Origin of the sequence: Vibrio lentus, assembly GCF_030409755.1 — a bacterium.
Lineage (GTDB): Bacteria > Pseudomonadota > Gammaproteobacteria > Enterobacterales > Vibrionaceae > Vibrio > Vibrio lentus.
The window spans coordinates 1,540,534-1,561,455 of record NZ_JAUFQE010000002.1 but is presented as its reverse complement, the minus strand read 5'-3'; the positions used below and the strand labels follow the sequence as shown (position 1 = coordinate 1,561,455).

General features: G+C 45.6%; 1 protein-coding gene. It reads left to right on the top strand.

All coding sequences use genetic code 11. The features are described 5' to 3' along the window. Nucleotides 1-462: 462 nt before the first annotated feature. On the top strand, nt 463-20,877 hold the full coding sequence (locus tag QWZ07_RS15400; protein ID WP_192853384.1) for a retention module-containing protein: 20,415 nt from the start codon (nt 463-465) through the stop codon (nt 20,875-20,877). Nucleotides 20,878-20,922: the final 45 nt, after the last annotated feature.

Below are 20,922 nucleotides of genomic sequence, written 5' to 3'. Positions count from 1 at the left end.
CTTTACTCTGGTTGCTGTCTCAAATGTGGGACTTACCTCTGCTTTGCTGTTAACGCATATCTCACCTCTATTAATACCCCATATTCGCTAATGATTTATCAACCTTATTACTGTATATATTTATAAAACGAAGAGGTGCAATCACATTGTGCGTTTATTTGCATATAAATCAGCATCCTACTAACTTTTAACTCAGGTTTTCAAATCCCAGCCACAATACCTAGATTTGTGAAAAGACGTCTCGTCGCACAGACATGGCATTTTTTATGGGGAAGACTAGGCTTAAGGGTAAGTAAACTATAAAAAAACAGGTGAAATACTTCTCTCTTTTCAAGCCGATTGGGCATAACAATGGATTGCCATTGATGAGAGCTAAATATGTGTTTAATTAAAACCTGAAATTGCTATTACAAATAATTTTCGCAGCTCTAGAGAATAGTGCTTTGTGACAACGGGGGATATATGGATATCGAAGTTTCGCGCCAGGTTGCGGTAGTTGAAGCAACTAGTGGAGATGTCGTCGTAGTTAAGCCTGACGGCAGCGCAAGAAAGATTTCAGTTGGCGATATCATCCGTGAAAATGAGATCGTGATTACGGCCAACAAGTCAGAGCTTGTATTAGGCGTTCAGAATGATTCGATTCCGGTTGGAGAGAATTGTGTTGGCTGTGTTGATGAGACTGCCGCATGGGTAGACGCTCCAATCGCCGGTGAGGTTAATTTTGATTTACAGCAAACAGACGCAGAAACCTTCACCGAAGACGACTTTGCTGCAATTCAAGAAGCCATTTTAGGTGGTGCCGATCCGACTCAAATCTTAGAGGCAACGGCTGCTGGTGGCGGACTAGGCTCTGCAAATGCCGGCTTTGTGACGATTGATTATAACTACACACAGACTCAGCCATCGACATTCTTTGAGACCTCGGGTTTAGCAGATCAAACCATCGATGAGGATAGAGAAGAGTTCAGAACTATAACCCGTTCAGCTGGTGGTCAATCTATTAGTGAAGAGCTCCATGAAGGCTCGATATCAGGCAATACTTATCCTCAATCCTTAACGATTATTGAAACGATTGTTGCTGGTAGTTTGGCTCTCTCTCCTGATTCCTTCGCTCCAGAAGCACTATCCCTTGCTTCACTACTCAATGAACTAAACAGTGATATTACCTCAAGTGGTCAGCCCGTTACGTTTACTTATGATGCGGCGACCAATTCTATCGTCGGTGTTCTAGGTTCTGACGAAGTACTACGCATTGATATTGAAGCTATCAGTGTTGGTAATAACATTGAACTATCACTGACCACAACAGTTTCTCAACCTATTGACCATGTGCCTTCTATTGGTGGTGGCCAGGTTTCTTATACTGGTGATCAAATTAATATTGCCTTTGATGTTCAAGGTGAAGATTCCGCAGGAAACCCGATAGCAGCACCAATCAGCGCACAAGTTACGGTGTTTGACTGGGAAGACCCGTCAGCAGAAAGCGTTACTATCACTAACGTTGAAACTAGTAGTGCAGCTATCGAAGGGACCTTTTCGATTATTGGAAGCGATCATCTTCAATCGGCAGTCTTTGATGCTAGTGCTCTGGACCAGTTTGATGGGTTGCTTAGTGATAATCAAAACACGCTTGCCAGACTTTCTGATGATGGAACAACGATTACTCTGTCCATCCAAGGCCGAGGTGAGGTTGTTCTCACTATCTCGCTTGATACCGATGGCACGTACAATTTCCAACAGTTTAAGCCAATCGAAGAAGTGAGCTCCAACACTCTTTCTTTTGCATTACCAATCACGGTTACCGATTTTGACCAAGATGTTGTAACCAATACCATCAACATTGCCATCACTGATGGTGATAGCCCTGTTATCACTAATGTTGACAGTATTGATGTTGATGAAGCGGGTATTGTTGGCGGCTCACAAGAGGGCACGGCGGCAGTGTCTGGCAGCGGCAGTATTACCGCGGATATTTTTGAAAGTGACATCATTGACCATTATGAACTTGAACCGGCAGAATTTAATACCGGTGGCAGCTTGGTTTCAAATGGTGAGGCTGTGCTACTTGAGTTGATTGATGAAACTAACGGTGTAAGAACTTACGAAGGCTATGTTGAAGTCAATGGTTCTCGAATTACGGTCTTTGACGTTAAAGTTGATAGTCCGTCATTGGGGAACTATGAATTCACTCTGTACGAAGAGCTTTCTCACCAAGGTGCTGAAGACGCGTTGTTGACCTTTGCTCTGCCGATTTATGCCGTTGATGCGGATGGAGATCGCTCTGCACTGTCTGGAGGCTCGAACACACCAGAAGCCGCTGAGATTCTCGTCAATGTCACAGATGATGTTGTTGAGTTAGTTGATAAGGTTGAATCTGTCACTGAGCCGACCTTAGCCGGCGATACCGTTGTTTCGTATAACCTATTCAACTTCGAAGGCGCAGATGGTTCGACAATTCAATCGTTTAACTATGATGGTGTTGATTACTCACTAGATCAAAGCCTGCTCCCCGATGCTCCCCAGACTTTCAGTTTTACTGAGGGTGTCGTCACTATCTCATTAAACGGTGATTTCAGTTTTGAAGTCGCTCGTGATATCGACCACTCAAGCAGTGAAACTATCGTCAAACAGTTTTCATTTTTAGCTGAAGATGGTGATGGAGATACTGATACCTCAACCCTTGAGCTGAGTATCACTGACGGCCAAGATCCAATCATTGATTTGGTCCCTCCTGTTACTCTCTCTGAAACCAATCTAGCTGATGGATCCTCTCCAAGCGGAAGTACAGTTAGCGCAACTGAAACGATTACCTTTACTGCGGGCAGTGATGATGTGGCGAGTTTCCGTATTGAGCCAACCGAGTTTAATGTGGGCGGTGCACTAAAATCGAATGGATTTGCGGTTGAGATAAAAGAAGACTCTGCTAATCCGGGGACTTATATCGGTTTTATTACTGATGGCTCGAACGCTGAAGTTCCAGTGTTCACCATTAGTTTCTCTACGACCACACTGGGCGAATACACCTTTACCTTACTTGAAGCGTTAGACCATGCGGATGGTTTAGATAACAACGACCTGAGCTTCGATCTGCCGGTTTATGCGGTTGACACAGACGGCGACGATTCATTGGTGTCTCAGCTTAATGTGACCATCGGTGATGATGTCCAAATTATGCAAGACGGTACGTTAGATATCATCGAACCAAATCTTGTTGATGGTACAATCACGACCAATACTATCGATGTGATGCCAAACCAAAGTGCTGATGGCGCGACTATCACCCAGTTTACTTATGATGGTCAGCTACGAACGCTTGACCAAAATGACACTGGCGAACAGCAGTTCAGCTTCACGGAAGGTGAACTGTTTATCACCCTTGAAGGGGAAGTTCGCTTTGAGCCGAATCGCAACTTAGACCACTCGGTGAGCGAAGACATCGTGAAATCGATAGTCGTGACTTCAAGTGACTTCGATAACGATTCTCTGACTTCAACCGTAACGCTGACCATTACGGATGGTGATAACCCTACGATTGACGTTATTCCAAGTGTTACCCTTTCTGAAACTAATCTGAGCGATGGATCTGCTCCAAGTGGCAGCGCGGTAAGCTCGACTCAAACCATCACGTTGACCAATCAAAGTGATGATGTGGTTCGTTTCCGTGTTGAGCCAACGGAATTCAATACTAACGATGATCTTAAATCGAACGGTTTAGCCGCTGAGTTACGTGAAGATCCGGCAGGGTCGGGTGACTACATTGGTTTTACGACCAGTGCGACGAATGTCGAAACCACGGTATTTACGCTGAGCTTCTCTAGCACTACATTAGGTGAATATACTTTTACTCTGCTTGAGGCTTTGGATCATCAAGATGCCCGTGGCAACAACGAGCTCAGCTTTGATCTACCTGTTTATGCGGTAGACAGTGACGGCGATGATTCACTAGTGTCTCAGCTTAATGTGACCATTGGTGATGATGTCCAAATCATGCAAGACGGTACGTTAGATATTGTTGAGCCAAATCTTGCAGACGGCATAATCACGACCAATACCATTGATGTGATGCCAAATCAGAGTGCTGATGGTGCGACGATCACTCAGTTTACTTATGATGGTCAGCTACGAACACTTGATCAAAATGACAATGGTGAGCAGCAATTTAGTTTCACAGAAGGTGAGTTGTTCATCACGCTTGAAGGTGAAGTACGCTTTGAGCCTAATCATAACCTAGACCACACGCTGAGCGAAGACATCGTGAAGTCGATTGTGGTGACGTCTAGCGATTCGGATAACGATGTGCTGACCTCAACCGTCACGCTGACCATTACCGATGGGGATATCCCAACCATTGATAATGTCCCAACAGTGAACTTGTCAGAAACGAATCTGAGTGACGGCTCTGCACCAAGTGGCAGCGCGGTTAGCTCAACTCAAACGATTACTTACACCACTCAAAGTGATGATGTAACCAGCTTTCGTATTGAACCGACTGAGTTTAATGTTGGTGGTGCTCTAACATCAAATGGATTGGCGGTTGAGCTGAAAGCCGATCCAACCACACCGGGCGGCTACATCGGTTATGTTACCGATGGCTCGAACGTCGAAACCAGCGTGTTCACGATTAGTTTCTCAAGTACCAATTTAGGCCAATACACTTTCACCTTACTGGAAGCGTTAGACCATGTTGATGGCCTCGCAAATAATGATTTGAGTTTCGACTTACCGGTTTACGCGGTCGATAGCGATGGCGATGACTCGCTGGTATCTCAATTGAGTGTAACCATCGGTGATGATGTCCAAATCATGCAGGATGGTACGTTAGATATCACTGAGCCAAATCTTGCAGATGGCACAATCACAACCAATACCATCGATGTGATGCCAGAGCAAAGTGCTGATGGTTCGACGATCACTCAGTTCACTTATGACGGTCAAGTTCGAACACTGGATCAAACGGATAATGGTGAGCAGCAATTTAGCTTCACTGAAGGTGAGTTGTTCATCACTCTTCAAGGTGACGTGCGCTTTGAGCCCAATCGTAATCTAGACCACACTGCTAATGAAGACATAGTGAAGTCGATAGTGGTGACCTCAAGCGATTCAGATAATGACGTACTGACTTCCACAGTGACACTGACCATTACGGATGGTGATAACCCAACCATTGATGCAGTGCCAAGTGTGACTCTGTCTGAAACGAACCTTGTAGATGGTTCTTCACCAAGCGGCAGTGTAGTCAGTCAGACTGAGACCATCACCTTTACCAATCAAAGCGACGATGTGACTAGCTTCCGTATTGAGCCAACCGAGTTCAATGTGGGTGGAGCATTAAAATCGAACGGATTTGCGGTCGAAATAAAAGAAGATTCTCCTAATTCAGGTATTTACACTGGTTTTATTATCAACAGTTCGGGCACTGAAGTACCTGTATTTACGATTGCCTTCTCTACGAGTACGTTGGGTGAATACACTTTTACTCTGCTTGAAGCGTTAGATCATGCGGATGGTTTAGATAACAACGATCTGAGTTTCGATCTTCCTGTTTATGCAGTTGATACAGACGGCGACGATTCATTGGTGTCTCAGCTTAATGTGACCATTGGTGATGATGTCCAGATCATGCAAGACGGTACGTTAGATATTGTTGAACCAAATCTGGCTGATGGAACAATCACAACTAGCACCATTGATGTGATGCCAAATCAGAGTGCCGATGGCGCGACGATCACTCAGTTTACGTATGACGGTGTCGTAAACACATTGGATCAAAGCATTTCAGGTGAACAGCAATTCAGTTTCATTGAAGGTGAGTTGTTTATCACCCTTGAAGGGGAAGTACGTTTTGAACCTAATCGCGATCTAGACCATTCCGTTAGCGAAGACATCGTGAAGTCTATAGTAGTGACTTCAAGCGACTTCGATAACGATCCGGTGACTTCAACCATTACGCTGACCATTACTGATGGTGACAATCCGACTATCGATTCGGTACCGAGCGTTGTACTTGAAGAAGCTGATTTAACTGATGGCTCATCGCCAAGTGGCAGTGCGGTTAGCCAAACGGAAACCATCACTTTCACTAATCAAAGTGACGATGTCGAAAAATTCCGTTTAGAACCAAGTGAATTTAATACTAACAATGCGCTCAAGTCCGATGGCTTGAGCATTGAGGTTCGAGAGGAACCAACAGGCTCTGGCAATTATATTGGTTTCACGACTGATATTTCAAATGTCGAAACCACGGTATTTACACTCGATTTCAGCAGTACCACGTTGGGTGAGTACACCTTCACGCTTCTGGAAGCGATTGACCACACGCCTGTTCAAGGCAATAACGACCTAACATTCAACTTGCCAGTATACGCTGTTGATAGTGACGGCGATGATTCGCTAATGTCGCCACTGGCTGTGACTATCACTGATGATATTCAAGTGATGGTTAATGACTCTCTCACTATTGAAGAGCCAACGGTTGCAGATTTGGCAGCAGGTACTCCGACGACAGCTACCGTTAATGTACTTGATGAAGAAGGTGCTGATGGCACGACCATTACTCAGTTCACTTACGATGGTGGGGCGGTATTAACGCTTGACCAAAATGACGCGGGTGAGCAAAAGTTCGTGGTTGCTGACGGGTCATTGTATATCACTCTACAAGGTAATATTCGTTTCGAACCAAATCGTAACCTAGACCATACTGGTGGCGATATCGTTAAGTCGATAGTCGTAACCTCAAGTGACTCTGATAGCGATCTTGTGTCTTCAACGGTAACGCTAACCATTACCGATGGCGATATTCCAACCATTGACACAGTGCCAAGCGTTACGCTGTCAGAAACGAATCTGAGTGACGGATCTGCTCCGAATGCAAGTGCGGTAAGTTCAACTCAAACCATTACCTTTACTAATCAAAGTGATGACGTGACGAGTTTCCGCATTGAACCGACTGAGTTTAATGTTGGTGGTGCTTTAACATCAAACGGATTGGCGGTTGAGTTGAAAGCGGACCCAACCACGCCGGGTGGCTATATCGGCTTTGTGACAACGGCTCCGAATGTTGAAACTAACGTATTTACGATTAGCTTCTCGGATACCAATTTAGGCCAATACACCTTCACCTTACTTGAAGCCCTAGACCATGTAGATGGCTTAGCGAAGAATGATCTGAGTTTTGATCTTCCTGTTTATGCCGTTGATAGCGATGGTGATGATTCACTGGTGTCTCAACTTAAAGTCACCATTGGTGATGATGTACAGGTCATGCAAAACCAAGCACTTAATATTATTGAGCCTACGGTTGCTGATTTGGCTGCGGGTACTCCGACGACAGCCACTGTTGATGTGATGCCTAGTCAAAGTGCCGATGGTGCAACAATCACTCAGTTTATCTACGATAACGGAGCGGTAATAACGCTCGATCAAAACGATACGGGTGAACAAAAGTTTGTCTTTGCTGAGGGTTCACTGTTCATCACCTTGCAAGGTGAAGTTCGCTTTGAACCAAATCGCAATCTAGACCATACGGCTAGCGAAGATATCGTGAAGTCGATTGTGGTGAGCTCAAGTGATTTAGATAACGATGTGGTGACATCAACAGTAACTCTGACTATTACCGATGGTGATATCCCAACCATTGATGCCGTGCCAAGTGTGACTCTGTCTGAAACCAATCTTAATGACGGTTCAGCACCAAGCGGTAGTGCAGTCAGTCAGACTGAGACGATTACCTTCACCAATCAAAGTGATGATGTGACCAGCTTCCGTATTGAACCAACCGAGTTCAATGTCGGCGGTGCACTTAAATCGAATGGGTTTGCAGTCGAGATAAAAGAAGACTCTGCTAATCCAGGCACTTACATAGGTTTTATTACCAATGGTTCGAACGCTGAAGTTCCAGTGTTTACTATTAGTTTCTCGGCAACCACGCTAGGTGAGTACACCTTTACCTTACTTGAAGCGTTAGACCATGTAGATGGCCTAGATAAGAACGATTTGAGTTTTGATCTGCCTGTTTATGCTGTCGACAGTGATGGTGATGATTCACTGGTGTCTCAGCTCAATGTGACCATTGGTGATGATGTCCAAATAATGCAAGACGGTACGTTAGATATCACTGAGCCAAATCTTGCAGACGGAACAATCACAACCAACACCATTGATGTGATGCCAAATCAGAGTGCCGATGGTGCGACGATCACTGAATTCTCATTTGGCGGTATTGTCAAAACACTCGATCAAAGCATCGTAGGCGAGCAGCAGTTTAGTTTCACTGAAGGTGAGCTATTCATCACTCTTCAAGGTCAAGTGCGCTTTGAACCGAATCGCGACCTTGACCATTCAGTTAGCGAAGACATCGTGAAGTCGATTGTCGTTACTTCAAGTGATTTTGATAACGATTCTGTGACTTCAACCGTTACGCTAACCATTACCGATGGTGATATTCCAACCATCGATGCAGTGCCAAGTGTCACGCTCTCTGAAACGAATTTGACGGACGGTTCTGCGCCAAGCGGTGGTGCGGTGAGTCAAACGGAGACGATTACTTTCACCAACCAAAGTGATGATGTGGTTCGCTTCCGTTTGGAACCAACCGAGTTCAATACTAACGATGCACTTAAGTCGAATGGCTTAGCGGTCGAACTGCGCGAAGATCCCCAAGGCTCTGGTCAGTACATTGGTTTTACTACCAGCTCGTCTAATGTAGAGACGACAGTATTTACACTGGACTTCAACTCCGGAACCTTAGGTGAATACACATTTACCTTAATCGAAGCTCTGGATCATCAAGATGCACGTGGCAACAACGATTTAAGCTTTAATCTGCCTGTGTATGCGGTTGATAGTGATGGCGATGACTCGTTAGTTTCTCAGCTTGGTGTGACCATTGGCGACGATGTGCAGTTGATGCAAGATGGCACGATCACCAGTCGTGAACCGGCAGCAAGTGTTGAAACATCAAATACCTTTGATGTGATGCCAAGTCAAAGCGCCGACGGAGCGAAAGTCACTTCATTTGTTTTCGATGGTAACACTGCAGAAAGCCTTGATTTAAATGTGAATGGTGAACAAGAGTTCGTGTTCACGGAAGGCTCGGTATTCATTACGACAGAAGGTGAGATACGATTCGAGCCTGTACGTAATCAAAATCATGCTAGTGGTGATATTACCAAGTCGATTGAAGTGACGTCTGTTGACCTCGATGGCGATATTGTCACATCGACAGTGACGCTTAAGATTGTTGATGGTGACCTTCCTACCATCGACCTTGTTCCTGGAATTACGTTATCTGAAGTGGATCTGGCTGATGGCTCTGCGCCAACGGGCAATCCAGTGACAATGACACAAACCATTACCTACACAGCGGGTAGTGACGACGTAAGCCATTTCAGAATTGACCCTACGCAGTTCAATACTTCAGGGGCTTTGCAATCGAACGGTCTAGATGTCGAAATAAAAGAACAACCAGCTAATTCTGGTAATTACATTGGCTTCGTCAAAGACGGTTCTAACGTAGAAACCAACGTCTTTACGATCAGCTTCTCGACGAGCAATTTAGGGCAGTACACGTTCACACTGCTTGAAGCGTTAGATCATGTCGATGGATTACAAAACAATATACTAAGCTTCGATGTCCCTGTGTTAGCGGTTGATGCGGATGGTGATGATTCTGCAATGTCGCCAATGACGGTTGCGATCACCGATGACGTACAAGGTGTTCAAGATGGCACCTTGAGTATCACTGAGCCTTCATTAGCTGATTTGGCATCGGGTACGCCACCAACGACGGCAATCATTGATGTCATGCCAACGCAGAGTGCTGATGGCGCGAAAGTGACACAGTTTACTTACGATGGTGGCACAGCTGTAACGTTAGACCCAAGCATCTCTACAGAACAAGTCTTTATCGTAACCGATGGCTTACTGTACATCACCATTGAAGGGGAGGTTCGTTTCGAGCCGAGCCGAGATCTTGACCATTCATCTGGCGATATCGTAAGAACGATTGTCGTTACCACCAGTGATCTTGATAACGATACAGATACCGCGGATGTCACCTTGACGATCAAAGACGGTATCGATCCCGTTATCAATGTGGTTCCAGATGTTAACTTATCGGAAGTTAACCTAGCGGATGGCTCGACGCCAAGTGGCTCTGCGGTCAGTTCGACTCACACAATCACTTACACCGAAGGAAGTGATGATTTTAGTCACTTTAGAATTGCGACCAACGAATTCAATCCGGGCGATCTGTTGAAATCAAGTGGTCTTGTTGTTCAACTAAAAGAAGATCCTGCTTCTGCTGGTGACTACATTGGTTATACCGATGATGGTATGGGTAACGTTACCGATGTATTTACCATTAGCTTTGATAGTGCAAACAAAGCTCAGTTTACATTTACCTTGATTGAGGCACTCGACCATCTTGATGGCGTGCTCAACAACGACCTTACTTTCCGCTTACCTATCTATGCTGTTGATACAGATGATTCTGAGTCAACAAAGCGCGATGTAGTGGTTACGATAGAAGATGACCTCCAGCAAATGCAAGATGGCTTCTTAACCATCACTGAGCCTAATACTGGTACTCCTACAACGGCTACAGTTGATGTGATGCCAATACCAAGTGCAGACGGCGCGAATATTACGCAGTTTACGTACGACGGTAGCTCTGCAATTACTCTGAATCAAAGCATCAGCGGTGAACAAGAGTTTGTTTTCACTGAAGGTTCACTGTTTGTGACATTAGATGGTGATGTGAGGTTTGAGCCAAATCGAAACCTTGATCACTCTGCGGGAGACATTGTTAAGTCAATCGTGTTCACGTCTTCAGACTTTGATAACGACATCTTCTCATCAAAAGTCACTCTCACCATTGTCGATGGTGATGGGCCAACAATCGACGTTGTACCGGGTGTGGCATTGTCAGAAAGCTTACTTGCGGATGGTTCTACGCCTAGCGTAAACCCTGTGAGTATGACTCAAACCATTACTTCACTTGCAAGCAGTGATGATATTGCTGAAATAGTGGTGGAAGTGGGGCTGTTTAATACCAATGGCGCGTTGAAGTCGGATGGCCTTGAGTTGAGTTTGCGTGAAGACCCTGCAAACTCTGGTGACTACATAGCATTCACGACGGATGGTTCGGGTGTTGAGAAAGTTATCTTCACTCTGGATTTTGATGACACGAATCCGAGCCAATATACGTTTACTCTGCTTGAGCGTTTAGACCATGTTGATGGTTTAGGAAACAACGATCTGAGCTTTGATCTTTCTGTTTATGCAGAAGATACCGATGGTGATATTTCAGCGTCTAAACCGCTGACTGTGACCATTAGTGATGATGTCCAATTGATGCAATCCGGTACGCTCAGCATCACAGAGCCTACTACAGGAACGCCTACCACAACGACATTTGATGTGATGCCTGCGCAAAGTGCAGATGGCGCCACAATCACTAAGTTTACCTATGGCAGTCAACCCGAAGAGTCTCTGGTACAAACCGACACGGGTGAGCAAGAATTTGTGTTCGCTGAAGGTTCCTTATTTATCAATCTTGAAGGTGATGTACGTTTCGAACCTAACCGTAACCTCGATCATTCTGGTGGTGACATTGTTAAGACCATTACGGTGACATCGGAAGATAAAGATGGCGATATTGTCACTTCAACAGTGACACTGACGATTGCAGATGGTGCTCCACCAGTAATAGACACAGTACCAACGGTTGCATTGGAAGAAGCGAATCTGGTCGACGGCTCTTCACCGGGGTTACCTGTGAGCCAAACTGAAACCATTACTTTCACAGCAGGAAGTGATGATGTTAGCCACTTCCGCATTGATACGGCTCAATTCAACACATCAGGTGATCTGAAAGCGGATGGCTTGGTGGTTCAGCTAAAAGAAGATCCTCTGAACAGCGATAATTATATTGGTTACGTTGAAAGCGGCGGTGTCCAAACGGATATCTTCACCATCACTTTTGATAGCTTGGTGCTTGGTCAATATACCTTCACATTGTTAGAAGAGTTAGATCACCTACCAGTGCAAGGTAATAACGATCAAATCTTCACCTTACCAGTTATCGCAGTCGACAAAGACAACACTGACTCAGCGATGAAACCGCTAACGGTGACCATTACTGATGATGTACCAACCATTACTGATACGACTGTTGCAAGTACGTTTGTGGTTGATGAAGATGATTTAGGCACTCTGGCACAAGCGACGGGTTCGTTTGTCACCACAGAAGGTGCAGACCAAGTTGAGGTTTACGAGCTGCGTAATATCTCAACGCTGGAAGCGACGCTATCGTCGGGTAGTGAAGGTATTAAGATCACCGAAATTACCGGTGCTGCTAATACGACCACCTACCAAGGTGCAACCGACCCAAGTGGAACGCCAATTTTCACATTAGTATTGACTGATGATGGTGCTTACACCTTTACCTTACTTGGCCCTCTCAATCACGCTACGACACCGAGTAACCTCGATACATTAACAATACCATTCGATGTCGTTGCGGTTGATGGCGACGGAGATGATTCTAATCAGTATGTATTGCCAATCGAGGTACTAGACGATGCGCCAGTAATGAGTGCGCCAACGGGTGAAACGGTTGTTGATGAAGACGATCTTACTGGGATTGGTTCGGATCAAACGGAAGACACCATTATCAATGGACTGTTCACAGTCGATGAAGGTGCCGATGGCGTTGTGAAGTATGAACTGGTTGATGAAGATTTGGTTCTGGCTGGCTTAACTTCCGATGGAGAAAGCCTAGAGTGGCAAGCTGTTTCACAAAACGGCACAACATTTACTTATACTGCTCAAACGGTGACGAGTAATGAAGCTGTGTTCGAAATTGTTTTCGATACCTCAAACAACAGTTATCAGTTTGAACTGTTTAAACCTCTGAAACATCCTGATGGTGCTGATGAAAACAACATCGAACTTGGTTTCTCGGTCGTGGCTGAAGACTTTGACCAAGACCAATCAAACGCAATTGATCTGACAATCACAGTGACGGATGATGTTCCGTTAGTGACAACTCAGTCGATCACCCGTCTTGAAGGTCAGAATTACAATGGTTCTAAAGTCGATATGTTTGCCAATGCGACGGATGTGGGGGCTGATGGCGCGGTACTGAGCCGAATTGAGGGTATCTCAAGTAATGGTGCAGATATTGTTTTCCGTACAGGAAATAACGGGCCATACAGTAGCGGTTTCGATTTAAACAGTGGCAGCCAACAGATTCGCGTTTACGAGCAAACCGATGATGGTAATGGAGGCGTTGATACCCGACAGCTTGGTCGATTGCTTATCAACTCAAATGGTGAGGTTGAATTCAGAGCTAACGGCTATCTCGATCATGACGGTCTTGATACGATCGACTTCTCGATTAACGTGATTGCGACGGATGGCGATTTAGACACCTCTGAAACACCGTTAGATATAACGATTACTGATAGGGATTCTACAAAAATTGCGCTGAAAGTGACTACCTTCGAGGATGCGGGTAGAGACTCAACCATACCTTACGCAACAGGCGATGAGCCGACTTTTGAGAATGTTCAAGATAACCAGATTGATTTGCCTGATGCACCAGTGCAAGTTGCGCTGCAAGTTAATCTGTATGACCAAGATAACGCTGAATCTATTGGGCAGTTGACGATTAAAAGTCCGAACGGAGGTGACAGTCACCAAGGTACTTTCTATTACTTTGATAGTGTTAGCGCTAAGTACATTGAATTAGTGCCTGAGTCAAATGGGAGCATTATATTTGGTTCTCCTCCACTCGAACAAAGCTTTGCTCCAAACCCGAATGAACCAAGACAAACTATCGCGACGATAGATAACCTGTTCTTTGTTCCAGACCAACACGCTAGTTCGGATGAAACTGGTGGGCGAGTTCGTTATGAGCTTGAAATTGAGAAAAATGGCAGTACGGATCACACTGTTAATTCAAACTTCAGAATTGAGATTGAAGCGGTAGCGGATATTGCGACTTGGGATGACACCAGTAGCACGTATCAGTATCAAGTGAACGAAGATGAAGACAATGTCACGCTGCAGTTGAATGCACAGTCGCAAGATAGCAGTAATACTGAGACGATTACCTATGAACTTGAAGCAGTTCAAGGCGACGGGAAGTTTGAGTTACTTGATCAAAATGGCAATGTGTTAACGCCCGTTAATGGTGTTTATATCATCGCATCTGCTGATATCAATAGCACCGTAGTTAACCCTATTGATAACTTCTCAGGGCAGATTGAGTTCAAAGCGACGGCAATTACGGAAGAGACGCTTAACCCATACGATGACTCAGCCAACGGTGGAGCAAACGATAAGACGACCGCTCGTTCTGTAGAGCAAAACATCATTATCGATGTGAATGCTGACGCCGACCCTGGAAAACTCAGTGTGAGCCGCATTAGGATCAACGAGGACAACATTGATGATCCTGATTATCTAGGTCCTCTTAATAATAAGGACGTATTCACGTTAGACGAAGTCATCACCATGACTGGGTCAGTGGATACCGATGGCTCTGAAGAGCTGTTTGTTCGTATCAGCAATGTTACTGAAGGCGCGGTACTTTACTTCTTAGGCACCACGACAGTCGTTCCGACCATCACGATCAATGGCGTTGATTACCAAGAAATTGCGTATTCCGATTTGGCTAACGTGGAAGTTGTTCCAACCAAACACAGCAATGTGGATTTTACTTTCGATGTCACCGGTGTGGTTAAAGACACCGCGAACCTTTCTTCAGGTGCGCAAGTCGATGAAGAAATACTGGGTACTAAGACGGTCAACGTCGAGGTCAAAGGTGTTGCCGACACGCCTTATGGTGGGACGAATGGTACAGATTGGACGACGTTTAACGAAGGTGGCATAACCGGCGTTCAAACCACGATTCAAGAAAGTCAAAACGGTGATAACTTTGCTCTGCTTGACTTCACTGTGTTATCTGGAGAGAGAAGACCAGATACTGGCACTACACCATTAGCTGATGATGGGTCAGAATCCATAACCGTTATCCTCTCGGGTATTCCTGATGGCGTTATTCTCGAAGACGGCGACGGTACGGTGATCGATCTTAACTTTGTCGGTTACGAAACTGGACCGGGCGGTAGTCCTGATCTATCGAAACCTATCTACGAAGCGAACATTACTGAGGCAGGTAAAACCTCAGGCATTCGCATTCGACCTGTCGACTCATCGACAGAGAATATCCACATCCAAGGTAAAGTGATTGTGACCGAGAATGATGGTCACACGCTTACGTTTGATCAAGAAATTCGAGTGCTTGTTATACCTCAAATCGATACATCAGCAACTTATGTCAACACGACTAACGGTGATGAAGATACGGCTATCAACATTGATTGGCACCCCGAAGGTGTAGACTATATTGATTCTGATGAGCATTTCACTTCGATTACGATTTCCGGTATTCCATCGGGTGTCACACCTACCGTAAATGGTGATGTTACTGTTGTAAACGATGGTGCAGGTACGTTAACGATTACTCCTAAAGACGCTAGTCAGACACCGGAGCAATTCACTCAGATTGCTTTGGCGAATAACTTCATTCAAATGACGCCTCCGGCTGATTCTAGTGCAGATTTTACGTTGACCACCGAGCTTAAAATGGAAGAGCGAGATCATGAGTATACGTCTAGCGGTCTAGAGGATGAAGATGGTGGTTATGTCGAAGCCGATCCAGATATAACCGGAATCATTAACGTTCAAGTACGACCTGTGGTTGAACCAGGAGATGCCGACAACAAGATTGTTGTTTCAAACGAAGATGGCTCTGGAGACCTGACTACGATTACGGCTGACGCTAATGGCGTAATTAAATTTACAACCAACAGTGATAACCAAACGACTGATATTAACGGAGACGAAATTTGGGACGGTGAATACGTCATCCGATACCAAGAAACGGATTTAAGCACAGTCGAAGAGCAAGTTGACGAAGTGATTGTTCAGCTGACTAACACTGACGGAAGCGCGTTGTCGGATGATATTTTAGGGCAACTTTTAGTAACTGGTGCCTCATACGAAGGTGGTGGCCGATGGGTTGTGACCAATGAAGATGCCTTTAGCGTCAGTGCGCCAAATGGCTTAGATTTTACCCCTGCCAATGATACAGATGACGTGGTGGGGGACTTTAATAATATCAAGATGACGATTCATACCTTAGTGTCAGATCCTGGAGATGCCAACAATGAAACGTCCGTCCAAGAGCAACGCACCGGTGAGGTAACGCTTTCTTATCCTGAAGTACTTGTTGCTCCGGATAAAGTTGCAGCTGGGATCTCCATTGTGCAAGACAGCGTTATCGATGCGGTTGAAGATACTCAACTTGATCTCGGCGCGGCACTCAATGGCATTTTGAGCTTTACGGGCCGTGATGATTCTCCTGACCAAGTGACGGTGATCATTGATGGTATCCTGGTCATTGATGCTACTACATCATTCCCGATTAGCCTCTCGGGAAGAAGTGATGTTGACTTTGTGAACGGGAAATATGTTTACGAGACAACGGTTGAACAAGGTACAACCGTCGATTCTTCAGGTTTGTTGTTGAACTTGCCACCAAACTACTCTGGTGACTTTAGGTTGCCAATGACCATCGTGACTAAAGATTTACAATCTGGCGATGAGAAGACCTTAGTGACCGAAGTTATCATCAAAGTCGCACCGGATGCAGAGACGGATCCAACGATTGAGGTGAATGTCGTGGGTTCTCTTGATGATGCCTTTAATCCTGTCGATAACGATGGCCAAGCCGGACAAGATCCGGTGGGTTACGAAGACACTTATATTCAACTCGACTTCAATTCGACTATTTCGGATCAAGTATCAGGCGTCGAAGGCGGTCAAGAAGAGTTTACTTCGATTACCTTGACGTTGGACGATCCTTCTATAGGCGCATTTTATGACAATACGGGCACTTCATTAGGTACGTCTGTGACATTTAATCAGGCTGAAATTGCGGCAGGTGCACTCGATAATGTGCTCTTTAGGGCAATCGAAAATTACCCGACGGGCAATGATATTAATCAAGTGCAGGTTAATGTCAGCGGCACCGTTACCGATACAGCAACTTATAATGATCCTGCTTCTCCTGTGGGTACGGCAACAGACTCCGATACCTTCTCTACAAGTGTCAGCTTTGAAGTCGTTCCTGTGGTGGATGACGTGTCTGTCACAGGGCCGGGTAGTGATCCGGATGTTATCGAGATTACTGGTAACGAAGATCAGCTTATTTCCTTGTCCGGTACGGGGCCAGTATCGATCGCATTGACTGACCTTGATGGCTCAGAGCAGTTCGTTTCGATTAAGTTTACGGGTGTACCAGATGGCTTCTTAATGAGTGCAGATGCTGCCTCAACTTACACAGTGAAGAACAACGGTGGTGGTGAATGGAGTGTTCAACTGCCTCAAGCATCAGGACTGTCATTCGACCTGAGTGAGCTGTCGATTTTACCGCCGAAAAACTTCAGTGGTACCGCCGAGTTTGGTGTGGAAGTCTTCACTCAAGAATCTTTGTTGGGTGTGCCTACTGCGGCGGCAAACTTGCCAAGCTTCAAACTGCATGTGGTACCTGTTGGTGATGATGTCGATACCAACCCGACCGACTCTGTGACAGGCAATGAAGGCCAAAATATTGATATCGAAATCAATGCGACGATTTTGGACAAAGAACTGTCTGCAACAGGAAGCGGAACATTTACTGAAAATGCACCTGAAACACTTCGAGTTGAAGTGGCGGGTGTGCCTCAAGATGCTTCTATTTTCTATCCAGACGGAACCACGTTAGCGAGCTATGATCCGGCGACGCAGCTTTGGACACTTGATGTTCCTGCTCAGTCGCTCGATAAGATCGTATTTAATTCGGGTGAACACAATAGCGATGCGGGCAATGCGCTTGGCATCAATGGGCCATTGCAAATTACGGTTCGCTCTGTGGATACAGACGCCGACAACACCGAATACTTAGGTACGCCAACCAGCTTCGATGTTGATTTAGTGATTGATCCTATCAACGATCAACCGACGTTTGTGAATGTGACCAACATTGAAACGCCTGAAGATATTAGCATCGCTATCGATAACTTCAGTATCTACGATGTTGACGCTAACTTTGATAACCCAGATGCGCCGTATGTTCTGACGTTACAAGTGGATCAAACACTGCCAGGAGCGCAAGGTGTGTTTGAGTTTACGAGCTCACCTGACGTGACGTTTGTATTGCAACCTGACGGCTCATTGGTGATTACCGGTAAAGAGGCCGACATCAATACCGCGTTGACCAATGGGGCTGTGACATTCAAACCCGATCCAGACCAGAACTACCTCAACCAGAGTGGTTTAGTTACGATCAATGCAACGCTCGATGATGGTGGCAATAACGGCTTGATTGACGCGGGTGATCCGAATACCGCTCAAACCAATCAAACTACGTTCACCATTAAGGTGACGGAAGTGAATGACGCTCCGGTGGCGACTGATGTGGATTTAGGCTCGATTGCGGAAGACGGTCAAATCGTGATTGTTGAAAGTGACTTGATTGCAGCCAGTTCTGATCTAGAAAACCACAATCTCACAGTAACCGGTGTGACTCTTACTCAAGGGCAAGGTCAGCTTACACGCTATGAAAATGCTGGTGGTGCTGATGACGCTGGGATAACTGGACCATTCTGGATATTCATTGCAGCCAGTGATTTCAATGGCGATGTGAAGTTCAATTACGACATCATTGATGACGGTACCACCAACGGTGTGGATGATTTCTTAACTGATAATGCTGAAATTAGCCTCGTAGTTACTGAAGTCAATGACCAGCCAGTGGCATCGGATATTGATTTGGGCACCATACTTGAAGAAGGTCAGTTGATCATCAAAGAGGAAGACCTGATTTCAGCAACCACTGATCCGGAAAACGACACGATTACTGTGAACAGTTTGGTGCTCGATCAAGGTCAGGGCCAATTACAACGCTTTGAGAACGTGGGCGGTGCTGATGATGCGACGATCACTGGCCCATACTGGGTATTTACCGCAGCCAACGAGTACAGCGGTGATGTTAAGTTAACTTATACCGTTGAGGACGATGGCACAACCAATGGCGCTGATGATTTCTTAACAGATACCGGCGAAATCAGTGTTGTGGTAACTGAAGTGAATGATCAGCCAGTGGCAACGGATATCGACTTAGGTAACATCCTTGAAGAAGGTCAGTTGATCATCAAAGAGGGCGATTTAATTGCTGCTACGAGCGATCCGGAAAACGACACGATTACCGTGACCAATCTGGTGCTCGACGAAGGCCAAGGCCAGTTACAGCGCTTTGAGAACGTAGGTGGTGCTGATGACGCTATGATTACTGGCCCGTACTGGATATTTACGGCTGCTGATGAATACAGCGGTAACGTTAAGTTCACCTACACCATCGAAGATGATGGTACTACCAACGGTGCCAATGATTTCCTAACCGATACTGCGGAGATCACCGCGATTGTCGATGGAGTGAACGATACACCTGTCGTCAATGGTGACAGTGTCACTACGGTTGTTGATGAGGACGCTGGTCAGCTATTGAGTGGTATCAATGTCAGTGACCCTGATTATGTTGATACATTCTCCGATGATCTCATGACCGTCACGCTGACAGTGGATTACGGTACATTGAACGTTTCACTTCCGGCAGTGACGACGGTGATGGTCAACGGCAACAACACTGGTTCGGTTATCTTAGTCGGTACTTTGAGTGACCTAAATGCATTGATTGATACACCAACCAGTCCAAGCGGTGTGTTCCTTGATGCGAGTCTGTCTCCAACCAATAGTATTGGCTTAGAAGTTATCGCCAAAGACAGCGGAAACCCTTCTGGTATCGCGATAGAGACGACGCCTGTTGTATACGACATCGCGGTTACGCCAGTTGCGAATGCGCCAAGCCTATCTATTGATCCTGCATTTAATTATGTAAGAAACATAACGACAAGCTCATCTGTGATTGCAAACAATGGGATCGCATTAGTCGGTATTGTTGCTGCGTTAACGGATATTACAGAAGAATTGACGTTGAAGATCAGTGATGTTCCAGATGGTGTTGATGTAACCAGTGATGCAGGTACGGTTTCGCAGGTGGGTGATACTTGGGTAGCGACGGCTGATGCTATTGATAGCCTAAGACTCGTCGAGCAACCATCAGTAGGTAAGCCGTTAACTCCGGGTAACTACACGTTGAAAGTTGAGGCGGTGTCTGAGGAAACGGATAATAACGATATCGCGATATCGCAAAACATTGATCTAAACCTCAATATTGTCGCGAACCCAAGAGACATTGATGTTTCTTCTGAAACTGATGATGCCTTGCTTGTCGCCAGTGGCTTTAATACTGAACTTACCGGTGGATCGGGCAATGATCGATTGGTCGGTGGGTCAGGTGACGATACCCTTATTGGTGGTGACGGCAACGATACTCTCATTGGTGGAGGTGGTTCCGATATCCTGACGGGTGGCAATGGAATGGATTCGTTTGTGTGGCTCAATATTGAAGATGGTGTCGCAGACACGATTACCGATTTCAATCTATCTGAAGGTGATCAGATTGACCTACGAGAGGTGTTGCCGGAACTGAAAGATGCCACTGTAAACATGACGACGCTGTTGCAACATATCGATGCAAAAGTGGATGGAAATGATGTAGAGCTAACCATCAACCCTGATGGTTTGGGCACCGCAGAGCAAGTGATTGTGGTTGAAGACCTTGCTCCTCAGTTAACGCTAAGTGGCACCATGCCGTCAGATATTTTGGATGCGTTAGTGCAACAGAATGTCATCACTCACGGTTAAAGCGAACCATTAAACCGTAACGAAAGAGGCCAGCAATGCTGGCCT

Bases quoted from the DNA above. Each gene is read 5' to 3' on its own strand.
- QWZ07_RS15400 (WP_192853384.1), top strand. From the start codon at position 463: ATGGATATCGAAGTTTCGCGCCAGGTTGCGGTAGTTGAAGCAACTAGT.